Source organism: Yersinia sp. 1652 StPb PI (genome assembly GCF_041538345.1).
GTDB lineage: Bacteria > Pseudomonadota > Gammaproteobacteria > Enterobacterales > Enterobacteriaceae > Yersinia > Yersinia enterocolitica_E.
The window spans coordinates 245,417-263,231 of the sequence record NZ_JAULSM010000002.1 but is presented as its reverse complement, the minus strand read 5'-3'; the positions used below and the strand labels follow the sequence as shown (position 1 = coordinate 263,231).

Below are 17,815 nucleotides of genomic sequence, written 5' to 3'. Positions count from 1 at the left end.
TGCCTTTCCGGCAAGCGTTTTTTTTTGCATACCCTTCGTACTTGAAGCCGCAGGGTTGTTAGCTGCGCGCTCTTACCCGAGTCACTGACTTGAGTCAGCTCATCGGGATGCGTTTGCTGGCTGCCTACCTGCAACTCCAATTACTTTGGGTACTCTTTGCTACTTGAAGCCGCAGGGTTGTTAGCTGCGCTAGTTACTCGGCCCATCCGTGGGCCTCGCCTCGTTGAGGCCGCTGCAAGCAGCGTTCAAATCTGCTCCCGACAGATTTGTTCCCCGAGTCACTGACTTGAGTCAGCTCATCGGGATGCGTTTGCTGGCTGCCTACCTGCAACTCCAATTACTTTGGGTACTCTTTGCTACTTGAAGCCGCAGGGTTGTTAGCTGTGCTAGTTACTCGGTCCATCCGTGGGCCTCGCTTCGTTGAGGCCGCTGCAAGCAGCGTTCAAATCTGCTCCCGACAGATTTGTTCCCCGAATCAGGAGCAGAAAAAAGGCCCCGTAGGAGCCTTTAGATTGCTGTTTTGCTAATGGTCAGAGCGATTCCCCATTCTGCCGCAAGGTCAACAGTAGCCCCTCACGACGCGCCTGCGCTGCATCTTCAGGGCGATGCAGTTTATCCAGGGCATCAGCTAACCATGCATAGTCATAACCGTCTGGACGCTGCTCAAGCGCTGCTTTAAAGGCTTCGTGGGCCTTCTCCCATTCACCGTGTTTTAGCATGAGTTGGCCCAAGGTGCTATTAAGTAGCGGGGTCGCGCCATGCTGCTTGATGTGCTGGCGCAATGCTTTCTCCAGCGGCTCTGGGTTACCTGATTTTAAGCGTGGGATCAGGAGTACTAAGCGCTCATCATACTGACGCTTCAGGCCATCCAGAATGATTTGCTGGGCGACATCATGATCGTCACACTCAATTAGGTGTTCTGCCAGTGCGACTTGCAGCGGGATCTCATTGCGGACTTTTCGGCTTTGATCTTTCCACCAGCGTTTCAGACCATCACTGCCTTCTTCCGCCATACATTGATTCATCATGCCAATATAAGCTTGCTGCTCCAATGCGGCGATTTCTTCTGGTGTATGGACCTGCACTTTGCTCATCGCGGGTAAAATTTCCAGCAATGAACTGTAAGCACCGGTACGCAGGAAAGCCTGTTCAGCCAGACGCAGCACTTCTGGGTGACGTGGGGCTTGATCCAATAAACGATCCACCCCATGGCGGGCCGCATGAACGTGGCCTTGCGCCAGTTGAATGCGCACTCGGGTGATATCTACCGGCAACTGATCTGTATCAGCAACTTCTGCTGCTCGTTCCAGATATTGATTGGTACGGAATTCATCGCCACGCTGTTGGGCAGCTTCCGCAGCCAGCAGGTAGTTTACCATCGGTTGTTCAGCATGATCGGCATTACGGGTGAGCAACTTTTCAACCTGCTTGAAATCCCCTTCGGCTAGTTTGATCAATGCAGCTTTGGTTTGCTTACGAGCGCGGGTGCGTTTGCGGCCCATAAACCAACCACGGGTACGGGCACCGGTGCGGAAAATACGGCGCAGTATCCATTCAATGATAAGGAACGCGACCAATACCAGCACCAATATAATCACCAGACCGGTCACGCTGGTCTCAACGTTATAGTTGTCAGTTTGAATCAATACATAGCCTTGGTGCCCAGCCAACATGGGGCCGAGGACGATGCCGGCGGTCAGGATAAGGAATAACAGTAAAACTCGCAGCATACTTATTCCCCCTGAGCGGCAACTGGCGGTTGTGCCAGTAAGTTACGAACCCGGGTTTGCATCAATTTTTCCAGCATTGGCTGGCTCTTCAATTGATCAGGTACGTCCATTGAGATTGACTGTTGACTCAGGCTCTCTAGCTCATCCAGAAAAGCTTTGGTGCTCGGGTCATTCACATCGAAATAAGCGCGAACCCAAGTGGAGATAGTCTCCAGTGACTGTTTGTACACTTCGTCTTGATGGCGAGGGACTGCCTGAGCCGCGACCAGCAAGCGGGAGCGAATATTCTCGCGTAAATAAACATCCTGATTCGGTGCCAGCAGTGGCTCTGCGCTGCTATCACGGCGGCGGATAGTAATAAAATCAGACATAAAGCTGTGCCAGCTTTTGGTCAGGTTCTGACGCCATTCGGCTAATGAACTGGATAGCTCATCGCTATCGGCATCCATCGGCGAATCATCGGTATTGTTATCAGCCAAACGTAGATTATCCACCTGATTCGACAGCTGATTCAGTTTGAGGATAATGCCGTCAAAATCCACCTGGCTTACCGCTGAAAGGGTACTGATGTCCTCGGTGAGTGCGCGGCGTACGTCGATAAGACTTGGGTCATTCATGTCAGCCAGACTGGCATCGGCACTTTTCAGTAAAGTCGCTGCGGTGGCGACATCCTGATCACTCCACAGTTTGCGCCCAGCCATTTTCACCAGAAAATCCGCCTGTGCCAGTAGCCATGTTTTGGCATCGCTACCCGAAATAGTGGCGACTTTTTCCTGTAATTCGTTAAGTTGGCGGATCAGCGAGGTTTGCTGACGATCTGCTGCTTCCAGCGCTTTGCCTTGCTGTTGTAGTAATGACTCAAGCTGCTGTTTTTCCTGCAATTGGCTCTGTTTTAGTTCAGCCAACTGTTCTTGTAGCGCGATATTCGCCACATCTTGTAACTGAGCCTGCTGCTGTCCGTGATAATAAAGCCCGGCACCCAGCGCGATAGCCAATGCAATAGCAATGGCACCCAGAATTGGGCCGGTTCGTTTCTCCCGGCGGCCTTCAGGTTCTGGCTGTTGGTGCCTCTCAACCGCAGTGGTTGTCTCTTCCACTGGTGCGGATGGGGTATTTTGTTCCGTCATATTGGGCATCCCATAGTCAGGTTTCAGGTTTATTGAAAGTCTTGTAGCGCGCGGATCAGCGCGTCATTATCCGCATTTTCTGCCACCCGGGTATCACGCCAGCCCATTTGGGCGGCCAGGGCAGCCAAACGCTCACTCACTACAACCAGGCGGCAGCGTAGCAGCCACGAAGAACGATAGTAATCAGGAACTAAAGTATAGATCTGTTGTAACATTTCGCCGCTGGTCACTACCAGAATATTGACCCCCGCACGTTGCCAATGCGCACTTTGCTCACTGCCATCATAAAAGATGGGGCTGCGTTGATAACATTCACAGTAGGTAATTGCCGCTCCTCGCTGTGCCAGACTTTCGCCTAGCAGTTCCCGCCCGCCATTACCGCGCAGTAACAACACCTTTTTACCGGACAGTGTTTGCAGGTCTGGTAATGATAACAGCATCTCGCTGGTCTCCCCCATCGGGGGGAAGGTGACATGCAAACGGCTGGCAGTATGCAATGCCAATGCGGTGGTACGGCCAATAGCATAATAAGATAACTGTGCTGGCCATAACAGGTTATTTCTTTTTAACAGTGGGTTAGCGTAGCGGATAGCATTCTGTGATAACGCAAATACCAGATCACCAGCTTGCATCTCTTGGAGCAATGCCGGTAATTTAGGCAGATCTACCCCCGGAGAGAAATCAATCAATGGCGCATGATAGGCAACCCGGCCCAGCGCACGCAGGCGACTGACTAACTGCTCTCCAGCAGGAGATGGACGGGTTACCAAAATGGTCATAGTGGGGGGGTATCCTGATAAACATCGGCCAATATTGCGCGCGCACCACGTGATAGTAACTCATCGGCCAGCTCAATCCCCATTTGCTCTGCATTCTCCGCCGGTCCTCGGCGCTCACCGCGAATGATCTCACTGCCATCCGGCGCACCGACTAATCCACGGAGCCACAGCGTGTTGCCTTCTAACTCAGCATAGCTGCCGATCGGCACCTGACAGCCTCCTTCGAGACGGGTGTTCATGGCTCGCTCGGCACATACTCGCAGCTCGGTGGCACGATGATTGAGTGGTGCCAGCAGTTGGCGGGTAAAATCGTCATCCAGGCGGCATTCAATGCCGACGGCACCCTGACCGACAGCCGGTAACGACTCCTCGGCGGGCATGGCGTAGCGAATCCGCGATGCCAGCCCCAGGCGATTGAGGCCCGCAACCGCCAGTATAATCGCGTGGTAATCGCCGTTATCAAGCTTGGCAAGGCGAGTGCCTACATTACCCCGCAGGTCGCGGATAATCAGGTCCGGGCGACGCTCGCGCAATTGGCACTGGCGACGCAGGCTGGAGGTGCCGACGATGCTGCCCGCAGGTAAATCATCGAGATGAGCAAAATGTGGCGCTACAAAAGCATCACGTGGATCATCGCGTTCACAAATGGTGACCAGACCCAAGCCCTCAGGGAAGGCGATGGGCACATCTTTCATGGAGTGGACGGCGATATCCGCGCGATCTTCCAGTAGGGCCAGCTCTAACTCTTTGACGAACAAGCCTTTACCACCGACTTTTGCCAGTGGGGTATCCAGAATGATGTCCCCACGGGTAACCATTGGGACCAACTCAACCTGCAAGCCGGGATGATTGGCTTGCAGTAAATGTTGAACATAATGTGCTTGCCATAAGGCGAGCGGGCTTTGTCGCGTGGCAATTCGAATAATTTTGTCTAACATTGCTTGTTACCGTTTTATATTTTGCGGCCCATCCTATCATTGACCAGTGAATGCTGTCAGTGCGATAGCCACATGAAGACGACGGATAAGAGCACAAGAAAGCAGCTATTGTAACAAATACATGGCGGGATAACTTCTTCCTTAATACCACGGCGTCGTTATCAGCCAACCTACCTGTGAATGTCAGCTAAGAAAGGTATAGATAGACATTACAATTGTAGGGATAGCTTTACGGTCAATCGGCAAGGTGTTAGATTGATCACGTTTCCAGCAATAATTCGTTAATTGTTATTCAAACAAAATGTCTTCAAACAAAATGTTTTTTGGTCAGTACAACAAAAAGTACATTTTTCGCTGAAAGTCAAAAAAAGTAATAAACGAATCTGGGACGCGGGTTTTTTTCTAAGCACCGGAACAATTCTAAGCACCGGAATAACCAGGCGAGACGTCTTGTACCTCTACATCGAGACACTGAAACAGCGACTGGATGCGATCAACCAATTACGAGTCGATCGCGCCTTGGCGGCTATGGGGCCAGCCTTCCAAAAGGTCTACAGTCTGCTACCGACCCTACTACATTATCATCATCCACTGATGCCGGGTTACCTTGATGGTAACGTTCCCCATGGCGTCTGCCTTTTTACGTCCAATGAAACGCAACAGGATTATCTGTCTGAGGTTGAAGCCAAGTGGGGCGAACCTTTGCAACAGAGTGTCGGCGGCGAACTGCCGATTACCGGCGTCTATTCTATGGGTAGCACTTCCTCTATTGGGCAATGCCATACTTCAGATCTTGATGTTTGGGTGTGCCATCAGGCCTGGCTCGATTCTGAAGAGCGTAACCGCTTGCAACAAAAATGCAGTCTGCTGGAAAAATGGGCTGCATCAATGGGTGTTGAAGTCAGCTTCTTCCTGATAGATGAAAACCGTTTCCGCCATAATGCCAGTGGCAGCTTGGGGGGCGAAGATTGCGGTTCAACCCAACACATATTATTGCTGGATGAGTTTTACCGCAGCGCGGTTCGTCTGGCAGGGAAACGTATTCTGTGGAATATGGTTCCGGTCGAAGAAGAAAATAATTATGACGATTACGTACTGTCGCTCTATGCGCAGGGCGTATTAACACCGAATGAGTGGCTGGATTTGGGCGGTTTGAGCACCCTGTCAGCCGAAGAGTATTTCGGTGCCAGTTTGTGGCAATTGTATAAAAGTATCGATTCGCCCTATAAGGCGGTGCTGAAAACCTTATTGCTGGAAGCGTATTCGTGGGAATACCCCAATTCTCAATTGCTGGCGATGGAGATCAAACAGCGCCTGCATGCCGGTGAAATTGTGGCTTTCGGTCTTGATGCTTATTGCATGATGCTTGATCGTGTCACTCGCTATCTGACCCAAATCAATGACACCACCCGTCTGAATTTGGTGCGGCGTTGTTTCTATCTGAAAGTGTGCGAAAAACTGTCCCGTAGCCCGGCGAGTGTCGGCTGGCGGCGTGAAATTCTCAGCCAACTGGTCAGTGAATGGGGCTGGAGTGACGAGAGTTTGGCGGTGCTGGATAACCGTGCTAACTGGAAGATTGAGCGGGTACGTGAAGCGCATAACGAGCTGTTGGATGCGATGATGCAGAGTTATCGCAATTTGATCCGTTTCGCGCGGCGCAACAATCTGAGTGTCAGTGCCAGTCCGCAGGATATCGGCGTTTTGACCCGTAAACTGTACGCGGCATTTGAAGCTTTACCTGGCAAAGTGACGCTGGTTAACCCGCAAATTTCACCGGATTTATCGGAAGAACATCTGACTTTCATTCATGTTCCGGCAGGCCGTGCTAACCGCGCGGGTTGGTACTTATATAATCAAGCGCCCTCTATGGATGCGATTGTGAGTCACCAGCCGCTGGAATATAACCGTTACCTGAACAAACTGGTGTCCTGGGCCTATTTCAACGGCCTGTTGACCAGCAAGACACGGCTACATATTAAAAGCGCCAATCTGTGCGATACGGTGAAATTGCAAGAATTGGTGACGGATATCTCTCACCACTTCCCGTTGCGCTTGCCTGCACCGACACCTAAAGCACTCTATAGCCCGTGTGAGATTCGCCATTTGGCGATTATCGTCAATTTAGAGCATGACCCGACAGCGGCTTTCCGCAATCAGGTGGTGCATTTTGATTTCCGTAAACTGGATGTATTCAGTTTTGGCGAGCAGCAGCAGTGTCTGGTGGGCAGTATCGATTTGCTGTACCGCAACTCCTGGAATGAAGTGCGAACCTTGCATTTCAGTGGTGAGCAGGCGGTGTTGGAAGCATTGAAAACCATTTTAGGCAAAATGCATCAGGATGCGGCGCCGCCGGAGTCAGTGGATGTGTTCTGTTACAGCCAGCATTTGCGTGGTTTGATTCGTACCCGCATTCAGCAGTTGGTTTCCGAGTGTATTGAGTTGCGCTTATCCAGTACCCGTCAGGAACCGGGCCGTTTTAAAGCGGTACGAGTTTCCGGCCAGACCTGGGGTTTGTTCTTTGAACGCCTGAGTGTTTCCGTTCAAAAATTGGAAAATGCGGTCGAATTTTACGGTGCGATTTCTAATAACAAACTGCATGGGCTATCGATTCAGGTAGAAACCGATCAAATTCATCTGCCGCCAGTGGTGGACGGTTTTGCCAGCGAAGGGATCATTCAGTTCTTCTTCGAAGGCACCGCAGATGAAAAAGGCTTTAACATTTATATTTTGGATGAATCAAACCGCGTTGAGGTTTATCACCACTGCGAGGGCAGTAAAGAGGAGTTGGTGCGAGATGTCAGCCGTTTTTATTCATCGTCTCACGACCGTTTTACCTACGGCTCCAGCTTTATTAACTTCAACCTGCCGCAGTTCTACCAAATTGTGCAATTAGATGGCCGTACCCAAGTGATCCCTTTTCGCAGCAACACGTTATCCCATCTATATATCGTCGACAAAGAGCCAAGCCAGCCTGCGCAGCAGTTGCAGTTACATTAATTTCCCCTGTGTCCTTGAAGCCGCAGGGGTGTTAGCTGCGCGCTCTTACCCGAATCACTGACTTGAGTCAGCTCATCGGGATGCGTTTGCTGGCTGCTTACCTGCAACTCCAATGACTTTGGGGAATGACCTGTGTCCTTGAAGCCGCAGGGATGTTAGCTGCACGCTCTTACCCGAATCACTGACTTGAGTCAGCTCATCAGGATGCGTTTGCTGGCTGCCTACCTGCAACTTCAATGACTTTGGGGAATGACCTGTGTCCTTGAAGCCGCATGCGACTAGATAAAACTCACCTCTTCACCCGCCTGCGCGCTAGCCGCTTGCGATAATTTGGCGAAGAACTCTTCGCCGCTGCGTGAGCAATACCAGTGGCCTTCACGATAATTGAAATGGTAACCACCTGCTTTAGTCGCCAACCATACCTGATGCAGTGGCTCTTGGCGGTTGATAACAATCTTACTGCCATTTTCGAATGTCAGGGTCATCACCCCGCCATTGGTTTCATAATCGACATCACTATCGCCGCTAAAACCATCCAGTGTCTCTTCAATGTAAAGCATCAATTGATCGGCTAACTGATGAAACTCGCTATCGTTCATATTCGATTCCTATTGCTTTTCATGATCCACCTGCGATTATAGAGAGCATGAACGCATGAATCACAAGTATTAATGCGATTATACCCTTCATACTTGAAGCCGCAGGGGTTAGCAGTGTGCACTCACCCGAATCAATTACCGATGTAAGCGCATTGGGATTCGTTTGCGGCCAACCTGCAACGCCAGATTCTTTGGGTATAATAGGTGCTAAAACAATTTACAGGCGTTAAAAATGAAAAAAGAATTATGTTGGCCGCTGGTTGCGATGATGGTATTCGCACTGGCGGGTTGTGGCTTGAAAGGCCCGTTATATTTTCCACCCGCTGACAAACCAAAAGTAGAAACCGCGCAACCGGATAGTGGTCAGGTAGAGCGAAACCAGCAGGACCTGTCAGGTACCAACCAGACAAAATCTATTGCCGGGCCGCAGTAATTATTTTTATCGCAGCCAGATTGAGTCAGTATTTAATTTGCCCGTGCCAAATTTAGCCGGTAAATGAAAGTCAGCGGAGTATGAAATGCAGTTCTCCAAAATGCACGGTCTTGGCAACGACTTTATGGTTGTCGATGCAGTTACCCAAAATGTTTACTTTTCGCCGGAGTTAATTCGTCGATTAGCAGACCGGCACACTGGCGTGGGCTTTGATCAGATGCTGGTGGTTGAACCGCCTTATGATCCTGAGCTGGATTTTCACTACCGTATTTTTAATGCCGATGGCAGCGAAGTTTCTCAGTGTGGCAATGGTGCACGTTGTTTTGCCCGGTTTGTTCGGTTGAAAGGGTTGACCAATAAACGTGATATCAGTGTGAGTACCCAAACTGGCCGCATGATATTGAGTGTTACTGAAGACGAGCTGGTTTGTGTCAATATGGGCGAACCCAATTTTGACCCGCAAACGGTGCCTTTCAGAGCAACTAAAGCAGAGAAAACCTACATTTTACGCGCGGCGGAACATACGGTGTTGTGCGGCGTGGTATCAATGGGCAATCCTCACTGTGTGATGCAGGTTGATGATGTTTCGGTTGCTAATGTTGCCTTGCTGGGTCCAGTATTGGAAAGCCATGAGCGCTTCCCCGAACGGGCTAATATTGGTTTTATGCAGGTGGTTAGCCGCGAGCATATACACTTACGGGTGTATGAGCGCGGTGCTGGCGAAACGCAAGCCTGTGGTAGCGGTGCTTGTGCAGCAGTGGCGGTGGGGATCCAGCAAGAGTTGTTGGCTGAAGAGGTTCATGTTGAACTGCCAGGTGGCAGCTTGCATATCAGTTGGAAAGGGCCGGGCCACCCACTGTATATGACCGGGCCGGCAACACATGTGTATGATGGCTTCATTCATTTATAGTATACCCGTCGTACTTCAAGCTGCATGTGTGTTGGCCGCCTTCATGCAACTCGAATTATTTAGGGTATAAATATTCATTATGGCGGGTATTAAATGAAAAGTTATGAGGAGCAGGCGTTAGCTGGCATCGAGTTGGACGACGATGCTGTCATGCAGTACTTATTGCAAAACCCTGACTTTTTTATCCGCAATGCCCGTCTGGTCGAACAGATGCATATTCCTCACCCTGTTCGCGGCAGTGTCTCGCTGGTGGAGTGGCAGCTAGGGCGACAACGTAATCAGATTGGTCAGTTGGAAGAAGAGATCACCTTGCTAATGGAGCAGGCGGGCTTGAATGAAGTGTTGTTTAATCGCTTGCTGCAACTACAAAGCAATTTGGCTGCGGCCAGCAGCTTGCAAGATATGCTTAATCGCTTGCAGCGCTGGGCACGCGACTTCGGCTTGGCAGGTGCTAATGTGCGCTTATTCAGTGACCGCTGGCATATTGGTGCGCCGTCTGATTTCACCCATTTGGCACTTGCCCGTCACGCCTTCGAGCCACTACGTATTCAGCGTTTGGGGAGCGATAACCATTATCTGGGCGGTTTGAACGGGCCGGAACTGCTGTTGTTATTGCCTCAGGCCAAGCAGGTAGGGTCGGTCGCACTCTCGTTACTGGGCAAAGATGGCGATCTAGGTGTCATTATCTTCAGCAGCCGTGATACGCAACATTATCAGCAGGGCATGGGTACCGTGATGCTGAATCAGTTATCGACGTTATTGCCGAGCCTGCTGGAGCGTTGGATAGAGCCGGTATGACCGAATTCAGTGCCTCACTTGCCCCGCAGGTAGAGGCTTTCTTGCGTTATCTCAAAGTTGAGCGTCAGCTCAGTCCACTGACTATTACCAGTTATCGACGCCAGCTACAGGCACTCATGGAAATGGGCGAGCAAATGGGCCTGGCGCACTGGCAGCAGCTTGACGCGGCTCAGGTGCGGTCACTGGTTTCTCGCAGTAAACGTGCCGGTTTACATTCCTCAAGCCTTGCGCTGCGCCTCTCAGCTTTGCGCAGCTTTCTTGATTGGCTGGTGAGTCAGGGCGTATTGCAGGCCAACCCCGCAAAAGGGGTGAGTACACCGCGTTCAGGCCGCCATCTGCCAAAAAACATCGATGTCGATGAGGTCGATAAACTGTTGGATATCGACCTCAATGATCCCTTGGCGGTCCGTGATCGGGCGATGCTGGAAGTGATGTATGGCGCGGGTTTGCGTCTATCCGAACTGGTTGGCATGAACTGCAAACACGTAGATTTAGCCAGCGGTGAAGTCTGGGTGATGGGGAAAGGCAGTAAAGAGCGTAAAGTACCGATTGGCAGGACCGCAGTGACCTGGTTAGAGCATTGGCTGGAACTGCGCGAGTTATTTGAACCTGTTGACGATGCTATCTTTTTAGCCAATACCGGTAAGCGAATTTCAGCGCGCAATGTGCAAAAACGCTTTGCCGAATGGGGTGTAAAGCAAGGTGTCAGCAGCCATATTCACCCACACAAATTGCGCCACTCTTTCGCCACTCACATGTTGGAATCCAGTGGTGATTTGCGCGCGGTGCAGGAGCTACTGGGTCACGCCAATCTGACGACCACACAAATTTATACTCATCTCGACTTTCAACATCTGGCGACAGTGTATGATGCCGCTCATCCACGCGCCAAACGAGGCAAATCCTGATGCATTTTTATCGCCCACTCGAGAGTATTTCCGCCATTAGCTTCGATTTGGATGACACCCTGTATGATAATCGGCCAGTGATTACCCGCACTGAACAAGAGTCGGTGGCATTCTTACAGCAGTATCATCCCAATCTGGCGCAGTTACAGGCCGCTGATTTTCACCGTTTTCGCGCTGAATTGCTGGCGCAGGACCCGGGCATCTACCACGATGTTACCCAGTGGCGTTGGCATGCGATTGAACTGGGCTTGATACGTCATGGCTTAAGTAAGTCTGAGGCGCAATGTGGCGCTGATGCAGCCATGGAGAATTTTGCCCTATGGCGTAGCCGTATTTATGTGCCAGCGGCCACCCATGACACTTTGAGCGCGCTGGCGGAGCATTATCCGCTGGTGGCTATCACCAATGGCAATGCCGATCCTAAAGCCTGTGGTCTGGATCGATACTTCCAGTTTGTGCTGCGTTCCGGCCCCCATGGCCGTGCCAAGCCTTTTCGCGATATGTACCATAAAGCGGCAAACCATCTGGATATCCCACTCAAACAGATTCTGCATGTGGGTGATGATTTGACTACCGATGTCGCCGGCGCGCTACGTTGCGGTATGCAGGCTTGCTGGATTAATGACCGTCAGCAGAACCTGATGACGGCCAGTGATAGCCGCTTATTGCCACATATTGAGATTTCTCAGTTGGCTTCCCTGACAGCATTGCTATAATCCCCTGCAATAAATCTGTATAAATTCACAGTGGAATGGTGGCAAAATACCCGAATACTCGGCGATTTCGCTATTTTCCCTTACCCGATAAACGGTGCCTATGGACGTTTCTGATCTGCTCGACAGCCTGAATGAAAAACAACGCGAAGCCGTGGCTGCGCCACGCTGCAACCTGTTGGTCCTGGCCGGTGCAGGCAGTGGCAAAACCCGGGTGCTGGTTCATCGCATTGCCTGGTTGTTATCAGTAGAAAATGCGTCTCCGTACTCAATTATCGCAGTGACGTTCACCAATAAAGCGGCGGCCGAAATGCGCCACCGTATTGAACACTTGATTGGCACCAGTCAGGGCGGAATGTGGATTGGGACTTTCCATGGGTTGGCGCACCGCTTGCTGCGCGCTCACCATATGGATGCCAACTTGCCGCAGGATTTTCAGATTCTCGACAGCGACGACCAGCTACGGTTATTAAAGCGGTTGGTTAAAGCACTGAATTTAGATGATAAACAATGGCCACCGCGTCAGGCGATGTGGTACATCAACGGCAAAAAAGACGAAGGATTACGACCACAGCATATTGAGAGCTATGGCAATCCGGTTGAAGCCACCTGGCTGCGTATCTATCAGGCGTATCAGGAAGCTTGTGACCGCGCCGGTCTGGTGGATTTTGCCGAGCTGTTGCTGCGAGCACACGAATTGTGGCTAAACAAACCCCATATTCTTAATCATTATCGTGAACGCTTCACCAACATTTTGGTGGATGAGTTTCAGGATACTAACAATATCCAATACGCCTGGATTCGTCTGCTGGCAGGTGACCGTTCTAATGTGATGATTGTCGGTGACGATGACCAATCAATCTATGGCTGGCGTGGGGCGCAGGTGGAAAATATCCAGCGCTTTTTGAAAGATTTCCCCGGCGCTGAAACCATCCGGTTGGAGCAGAATTACCGTTCTACCAGCAATATTTTGACGGCAGCAAATACCCTGATTGCCAATAATGATGGCCGCATGGGGAAAAATCTGTGGACGGACGGTGCCGAAGGCGAACCGATCTCACTCTATTGCGCCTTTAACGAACTGGATGAGGCGCGCTTTGTGGTTTACCGCATCAAAGCCTGGCAGGACAACGGTGGTGCTCTGAATGATTGTGCCATCTTGTATCGTAGCAACGCCCAATCGCGCGTTTTGGAAGAAGCACTATTGCAGACCGCGATGCCGTACCGTATTTATGGCGGTCAGCGCTTCTTCGAACGTCAGGAGATTAAAGATGCACTGGCTTATTTGCGGCTAATTTCCAACCGTAATGATGATGCTGCTTTTGAGCGAGTGGTCAATACACCTACTCGCGGTATTGGCGATCGTACCTTAGATGTGGTGCGCCAAACCGCCCGTGACCGTCAGCTAACGCTGTGGCAATCAACCCGTGCCATGTTGCAGGAAAAAGTGCTGGCAGGCCGCGCAGCCTCTGCACTGCAACGGTTTGTTGAGCTGGTCGACTCCCTGGCTCATGAAACGGCGGATATGCCGTTGCATGTCCAAAGTGACCGGGTGATTCGTGATTCCGGTTTGTGGTCGATGTACGAACAGGAAAAAGGTGAAAAAGGTCAGGCGCGCGTTGAGAACCTTGAAGAGTTGGTCAATGCGACCCGCCAATACAGTTATCAGGATGAAGATCAGGATCTGATGCCACTACAGGCATTCTTGTCTCATGCGGCGCTGGAAGCGGGAGAGGGGCAGGCCGATGCTTATCAGGATGCAGTGCAATTAATGACTCTCCATTCCGCGAAAGGCTTGGAGTTCCCACAGGTGTTCATTGTGGGTATGGAAGAGGGGATGTTCCCGAGCCAGATGTCACTGGATGAAGGTGGCCGCTTGGAAGAAGAGCGCCGACTGGCCTATGTTGGGGTCACCCGCGCGATGCAGAAACTGACTCTTTGCTATGCAGAGAGCCGCCGTCTGTACGGCAAAGAAGTGAATCATCGGCCATCCCGCTTTATCGGCGAACTGCCGCAGGAATGCGTCGAAGAAGTACGGCTACGTGCAACGGTTTCTCGCCCGGTTAACCACCGCAATATGGGGACGCCGATGAATGAAAATGACAGTGGTTTCTCTCTGGGTCAACGGGTGCGTCATCCTAAATTTGGTGAAGGTACCGTGGTTAATCTGGAAGGTAGCGGCGAACACAGCCGGTTGCAAATCGCTTTCCCCGGAGAGGGGATTAAGTGGTTGGTCGCGGCTTACGCCCGATTAGAGGCTGTATAAATTTACCCTGCGGTCTTGACGCCGCAGCGGCGTTAGCGGCACTCACTTACCCGAATCACTTGACTGTGTAAGCTCATCGGGATGCGTTCATTTGCTGCCTTGCTGCAACGCCGATGACTTTGGGTAATTAATGTAGCCGCGGCATTAGCGGCTCTCATCCTGAGGCGCTTGCCTGGCATCGGTTTCAGCCTGCAACAAAATCGCTTTCCCCATCCACTGCGTCACATCTTGAATACCCGCATCATCCAAATGCCAAATATCTTTCAGCACCATAAACACTTCTGAGCCATAGATTAACGAGAAAGCATAGATCACCCGTTGCAAGGCCTCCGGTGACAGCTTCCCTTCCAGCGGCTCGACAGCCAGCTTCAATAACCGCTTACGGTTACCACGCACCAACTTCTCTTCACTGTTAGGATTGCTGCGGTCAGCCGCCCATTGTTGCAATGACAGATGCAGCGCGGCACGAAGTACACCTTCGTGTTGCAACATGCGTGGATAAGCAAAAGAGAGCAGTTCCGCAATGCGTTGCCGGGCATCTGGTTGGGTAGGCTGCCATGCCAATATCGGCCCAAGGCTTTCATCGACCATGGCAGAAACCAACGCACTTTGCGTCGGGAAATAACGATAAGCCGTAGCGCGCGAGAGTTGCGCCGCATTTGCTACGTCTGTTATCGACGGAAATGTCCCTTGTTCATACATCGACATCGCTGTATCGATCAGTAACCGCCGGGTTCTGGCTTTGATGGTGGTCAGTGATGGAGAGGCGCGCTCCTGTTTATCCTGATTATGCACGGTCACTCCATGGTCAATAACGAGTATCTGCGCTCACTATAACAAACCGACCGCACAAATCGCCATGAATGCATTTCACCTGCAAACTAATTTTGAGACTCTAGTCTCAAAAAACAGCAGTACCCTTTGCGAAAATGATACTCTAGTCTCAATATGATTCTATCTTAACCAACTCGCTTCGTTGTTCGGCTGTAAGTAGAAAATAAACTTCCAATAAAAAGAAGTGAGCTACACGCGCATTCATAGAAGGATGTTCAGATGCCTCGTCATATTTTTATCGCGACTACCACAGATACCAAAGGCGAAGAGCTGACGTATGTCAGTGAATTGATTAAAGCAACCGGGCTAACAACGGTCACGGTGGATTTATCGACTAAAGAAGGCCAACGAGCCAGTGGCGCAGATATCTCTGCCGAGACAGTAGCGGGCTATCACCCCGATGGGCGTCAGGCGGTGTTCTGTGGTGATAGGGGGCGGGCGATAAGTGCAATGGCCGTCGCTTTTGAGCGTTTTATTGCCAGCCGTGATGATGTGGCCGCGTTATTAGGTCTGGGAGGTTCCGGCGGCACCGCGCTGATTACACCGGCGATGCAAAGCTTACCGATTGGTATTCCTAAATTGATGGTATCTACCATGGCTTCTGGTGATGTTTCAGGTTACATCGGTGCCAGTGATATCGCCATGATGTATTCCGTCACCGATATTGCCGGGCTTAACCGTATTTCTCGTCGTGTACTGAGTAATGCGGCTCACCAGATTGCCGGAGCAGTCTATTTCGCCAAAGAAGAGTTACTGGTTGATGATAAACCGGCGCTGGGCTTGACCATGTTTGGTGTGACAACTCCCTGTATTCAGGCCGTCAGTGCCGCATTATCAGACGAATATGACTGTTTGGTATTCCACGCCACAGGTAGCGGCGGCAAAGCCATGGAAAAACTGGCCGAAAGTGGCTTGCTGGCGGGGGCACTTGATCTGACCACCACCGAGGTCTGCGACCTGTTATTTGACGGGGTATTGGCCTGTGGGCCGGAACGCTTCGATGCTATTGCTCACAGCAACATCCCGTATGTCGGCTCTTGCGGTGCATTGGATATGGTCAACTTCGGCAGCCCGGCAACTATTCCGGCTAAATATACCGATCGCTTGTTCTATAAACATAACGCCCAAGTGACACTGATGCGCACCACCGAGCAAGAGAATATTCAAATGGCACGCTGGATTGGTGAAAAGCTCAATCGTTGTCAGGGTGAAGTGCGCTTCTTAATTCCAGCCGGCGGATTCTCAGCATTGGATGCGCCGGGCCAGCCATTCTGGGATGAAAAAGCGTTGAAAGCCTTTATTGATACGCTGGAAGAGACCGTCATTCAAACTGATAAACGCCGCTTGGTGCACTATCCGTTCAACATCAATGACCCAGAATTTGCCCAGGCCGCAGTAGAAAACTTTAAAGAAATAACAAAGAGCCCATCCCATTAGGGCCATTTTATTCGTGGAGAAACATATGCCAAAATTTCAACGCCAGGCCATTTTAGCCAAATTTCGGGAAATGATTGCCCGCCGTGAGCCGATTATCGGTGGCGGTGCGGGCACAGGGCTGTCAGCTAAATGTGAAGAGGCTGGTGGAATTGATCTTATCGTTATCTATAACTCAGGCCGCTATCGTATGGCGGGGCGTGGGTCGCTGGCAGGTTTGCTGGCCTACGGGAATGCCAATGAAATCGTGGTCGATATGGCCAAAGAAGTGCTGCCGGTAGTCAAAAATACGCCAGTGCTGGCGGGAGTGAATGGTACTGACCCATTCTGTCAGTTCGATCACTTTTTGGACCAATTGAAAGCATTGGGTTTTTCTGGCGTGCAGAACTTCCCAACCGTTGGGTTAATTGACGGTAACTTCCGTGCCAATCTGGAAGAGACCGGCATGGGTTATGGCTTGGAAGTGGATATGATCCGCCTGGCTCACGAAAAAGATTTACTGACCACCCCTTATGTTTTCAGTGCCGCCGATGCGGTTGCCATGACACAAGCGGGTGCTGACATTATTGTGCCACATATGGGGCTGACGACTGGCGGTAACATCGGTGCGGACACGGCACTGAAACTGGCGGACTGTGTGCCTCTGATTAATGACTGGGCTGCGGCGGCAAAAGCGGTACGTGAAGATATCATTGTGCTGTGCCACGGTGGGCCAATTTCCTCACCAGAAGATGCCCAATACATTATGGATAACTGCCCGCAATGTGACGGTTTTTATGGTGCCAGTTCGATGGAACGTCTGCCGACTGAAATTGCACTAACGGACACCACCAAACAGTTTAAAAATATAAAGCGTTGATATTTTGCCAATACCAAAGGGAAAGCCTGTTTTGTGAATTTTGCCGGTTTTTGGCTAAATGAAGATGCAGGATACACAAAACCGAAGTCGATGTTGGCTTCGGTTTTTTTTTGCTTTTTAGCCAGTTCATGCCAGATAGCTGCCGCCAAGATGTGTTATCGCCTGTTGTGTCCGTAACAACTAAAAATAAAGCTCAGCTATTAACTACTTTTAACCGGTTGACAGTCTTTTTCTTCTCGGCGTAACATGCGCGCACTATTCTTGATGAGGACATTCGCCTTGGACACACCCAGTAGATACTGGCTCAATAACCTGTTCATATGGTGCAACTTCTAAGGCTATCCTCATATTTGCTGATAGCCTTCGTGGTTGTCAGCGGCCCCGCTAAGCCGTCGCTGTGAGTCAGATCTCCTTATGGTCTGAAACATAGAGTATTTCTCAATACCTCGCTGTTTCTGTGCTTCAATGCGTTATCCCTATCCATCACCGC

15 protein-coding genes are annotated in these 17,815 nt (G+C 50.9%); 9 read left to right on the top strand and 6 right to left on the bottom strand.

Annotated elements, in window-relative coordinates:
• Positions 1-530: 530 nt before the first annotated feature.
• The 4 genes from hemY to hemC are packed head-to-tail and all read right to left on the bottom strand — an operon-like array spanning position 531 to position 4,574.
• Positions 531-1,730 (bottom strand): protoheme IX biogenesis protein HemY, encoded by a 1,200-nt coding sequence (gene hemY / locus Q2T71_RS17805; RefSeq protein ID WP_083161892.1) that lies wholly within the window; start codon positions 1,728-1,730, stop codon positions 531-533.
• Between the two features lie 2 nt (positions 1,731-1,732).
• Complete coding sequence (gene hemX / locus Q2T71_RS17800) at positions 1,733-2,857, bottom strand: uroporphyrinogen-III C-methyltransferase (RefSeq protein ID WP_083161894.1); 1,125 nt, start codon at positions 2,855-2,857, stop codon at positions 1,733-1,735.
• Between the two features lie 29 nt (positions 2,858-2,886).
• Positions 2,887-3,636, bottom strand: coding sequence for a uroporphyrinogen-III synthase (gene hemD / locus Q2T71_RS17795; RefSeq protein ID WP_372560074.1), 750 nt, complete (start codon positions 3,634-3,636; stop codon positions 2,887-2,889).
• Complete coding sequence (hemC, locus tag Q2T71_RS17790) at positions 3,633-4,574, bottom strand: hydroxymethylbilane synthase (RefSeq protein ID WP_372560073.1); 942 nt, start codon at positions 4,572-4,574, stop codon at positions 3,633-3,635. The genes hemD and hemC overlap by 4 nt, the downstream gene beginning before the upstream one ends.
• Before the next feature lie 450 nt (positions 4,575-5,024).
• On the opposite strand from hemC, the gene Q2T71_RS17785 reads away from it, so the two are divergent.
• Positions 5,025-7,571 carry a class I adenylate cyclase gene (locus tag Q2T71_RS17785; RefSeq protein WP_372560072.1) on the top strand — a complete coding sequence of 849 codons (2,547 nt, stop codon included), beginning with the start codon at positions 5,025-5,027 and terminating at the stop codon, positions 7,569-7,571.
• A 278-nt stretch (positions 7,572-7,849) separates the two neighbouring features.
• On the opposite strand, the gene cyaY is transcribed toward Q2T71_RS17785, so the two are convergent.
• Complete coding sequence (gene cyaY, locus Q2T71_RS17780; RefSeq protein WP_083161903.1) at positions 7,850-8,170, bottom strand: iron donor protein CyaY; 321 nt, start codon at positions 8,168-8,170, stop codon at positions 7,850-7,852.
• A 232-nt stretch (positions 8,171-8,402) separates the two neighbouring features.
• Between cyaY and Q2T71_RS17775 the strand changes: the two genes are divergently transcribed.
• The 6 genes from Q2T71_RS17775 to uvrD all read left to right on the top strand — a co-directional run bounded on the left by Q2T71_RS17775 (position 8,403) and on the right by uvrD (position 14,198).
• Positions 8,403-8,603 (top strand): lipoprotein, encoded by a 201-nt coding sequence (locus Q2T71_RS17775; RefSeq protein ID WP_372560071.1) that lies wholly within the window; start codon positions 8,403-8,405, stop codon positions 8,601-8,603.
• An 85-nt stretch (positions 8,604-8,688) separates the two neighbouring features.
• The gene (dapF, locus tag Q2T71_RS17770; protein ID WP_372560070.1) at positions 8,689-9,513 is read left to right on the top strand and encodes a diaminopimelate epimerase; all 825 of its coding nucleotides are present in this window, start codon (positions 8,689-8,691) and stop codon (positions 9,511-9,513) included.
• Between the two features lie 93 nt (positions 9,514-9,606).
• Positions 9,607-10,311: a DUF484 domain-containing protein gene (locus Q2T71_RS17765; protein WP_083161909.1), complete on the top strand. Its 705-nt coding sequence runs from the start codon at positions 9,607-9,609 to the stop codon at positions 10,309-10,311.
• Positions 10,308-11,219 (top strand): tyrosine recombinase XerC, encoded by a 912-nt coding sequence (gene xerC, locus Q2T71_RS17760; protein WP_372560069.1) that lies wholly within the window; start codon positions 10,308-10,310, stop codon positions 11,217-11,219. The genes Q2T71_RS17765 and xerC overlap by 4 nt, the downstream gene beginning before the upstream one ends.
• Positions 11,219-11,935, top strand: a complete 717-nt coding sequence (gene yigB, locus Q2T71_RS17755) for a 5-amino-6-(5-phospho-D-ribitylamino)uracil phosphatase YigB (RefSeq protein ID WP_083161913.1) — start codon at positions 11,219-11,221, stop codon at positions 11,933-11,935. The genes xerC and yigB overlap by 1 nt, the downstream gene beginning before the upstream one ends.
• 100 nt (positions 11,936-12,035) lie before the next feature.
• Positions 12,036-14,198, top strand: coding sequence for a DNA helicase II (gene uvrD, locus Q2T71_RS17750; RefSeq protein WP_372560068.1), 2,163 nt, complete (start codon positions 12,036-12,038; stop codon positions 14,196-14,198).
• 144 nt (positions 14,199-14,342) lie between these two features.
• Here the strand turns inward: uvrD and Q2T71_RS17745 are convergent, their stop codons facing one another.
• On the bottom strand, positions 14,343-14,993 hold the full coding sequence (locus Q2T71_RS17745) for a TetR/AcrR family transcriptional regulator (RefSeq protein WP_372560067.1): 651 nt from the start codon (positions 14,991-14,993) through the stop codon (positions 14,343-14,345).
• 258 nt (positions 14,994-15,251) lie between these two features.
• Here Q2T71_RS17745 and Q2T71_RS17740 point away from each other — a divergent pair, with 258 nt between their 5' ends.
• Both Q2T71_RS17740 and Q2T71_RS17735 read left to right on the top strand, forming a co-directional pair.
• The gene (locus tag Q2T71_RS17740) at positions 15,252-16,469 is read left to right on the top strand and encodes a Tm-1-like ATP-binding domain-containing protein (protein WP_372560066.1); all 1,218 of its coding nucleotides are present in this window, start codon (positions 15,252-15,254) and stop codon (positions 16,467-16,469) included.
• Between the two features lie 25 nt (positions 16,470-16,494).
• The gene (locus Q2T71_RS17735) at positions 16,495-17,325 is read left to right on the top strand and encodes a phosphoenolpyruvate hydrolase family protein (protein WP_083161917.1); all 831 of its coding nucleotides are present in this window, start codon (positions 16,495-16,497) and stop codon (positions 17,323-17,325) included.
• Positions 17,326-17,815 lie beyond the last annotated feature (490 nt).

What these genes read in the sequence shown, in the direction of transcription:
- hemY (WP_083161892.1), bottom strand. Translation starts at nt 1,730, where the DNA reads ATGCTGCGAGTTTTACTGTTATTCCTTATCCTGACCGCCGGCATCGTC.
- hemX (WP_083161894.1), bottom strand. Translation starts at nt 2,857, where the DNA reads ATGACGGAACAAAATACCCCATCCGCACCAGTGGAAGAGACAACCACT.
- hemD (WP_372560074.1), bottom strand. Translation starts at nt 3,636, where the DNA reads ATGACCATTTTGGTAACCCGTCCATCTCCTGCTGGAGAGCAGTTAGTC.
- hemC (WP_372560073.1), bottom strand. Translation starts at nt 4,574, where the DNA reads ATGTTAGACAAAATTATTCGAATTGCCACGCGACAAAGCCCGCTCGCC.
- cyaY (WP_083161903.1), bottom strand. Translation starts at nt 8,170, where the DNA reads ATGAACGATAGCGAGTTTCATCAGTTAGCCGATCAATTGATGCTTTAC.
- Q2T71_RS17775 (WP_372560071.1), top strand. Translation starts at nt 8,403, where the DNA reads ATGAAAAAAGAATTATGTTGGCCGCTGGTTGCGATGATGGTATTCGCA.
- dapF (WP_372560070.1), top strand. Translation starts at nt 8,689, where the DNA reads ATGCAGTTCTCCAAAATGCACGGTCTTGGCAACGACTTTATGGTTGTC.
- Q2T71_RS17765 (WP_083161909.1), top strand. Translation starts at nt 9,607, where the DNA reads ATGAAAAGTTATGAGGAGCAGGCGTTAGCTGGCATCGAGTTGGACGAC.
- xerC (WP_372560069.1), top strand. Translation starts at nt 10,308, where the DNA reads ATGACCGAATTCAGTGCCTCACTTGCCCCGCAGGTAGAGGCTTTCTTG.
- yigB (WP_083161913.1), top strand. Translation starts at nt 11,219, where the DNA reads ATGCATTTTTATCGCCCACTCGAGAGTATTTCCGCCATTAGCTTCGAT.
- uvrD (WP_372560068.1), top strand. Translation starts at nt 12,036, where the DNA reads ATGGACGTTTCTGATCTGCTCGACAGCCTGAATGAAAAACAACGCGAA.
- Q2T71_RS17740 (WP_372560066.1), top strand. Translation starts at nt 15,252, where the DNA reads ATGCCTCGTCATATTTTTATCGCGACTACCACAGATACCAAAGGCGAA.
- Q2T71_RS17735 (WP_083161917.1), top strand. Translation starts at nt 16,495, where the DNA reads ATGCCAAAATTTCAACGCCAGGCCATTTTAGCCAAATTTCGGGAAATG.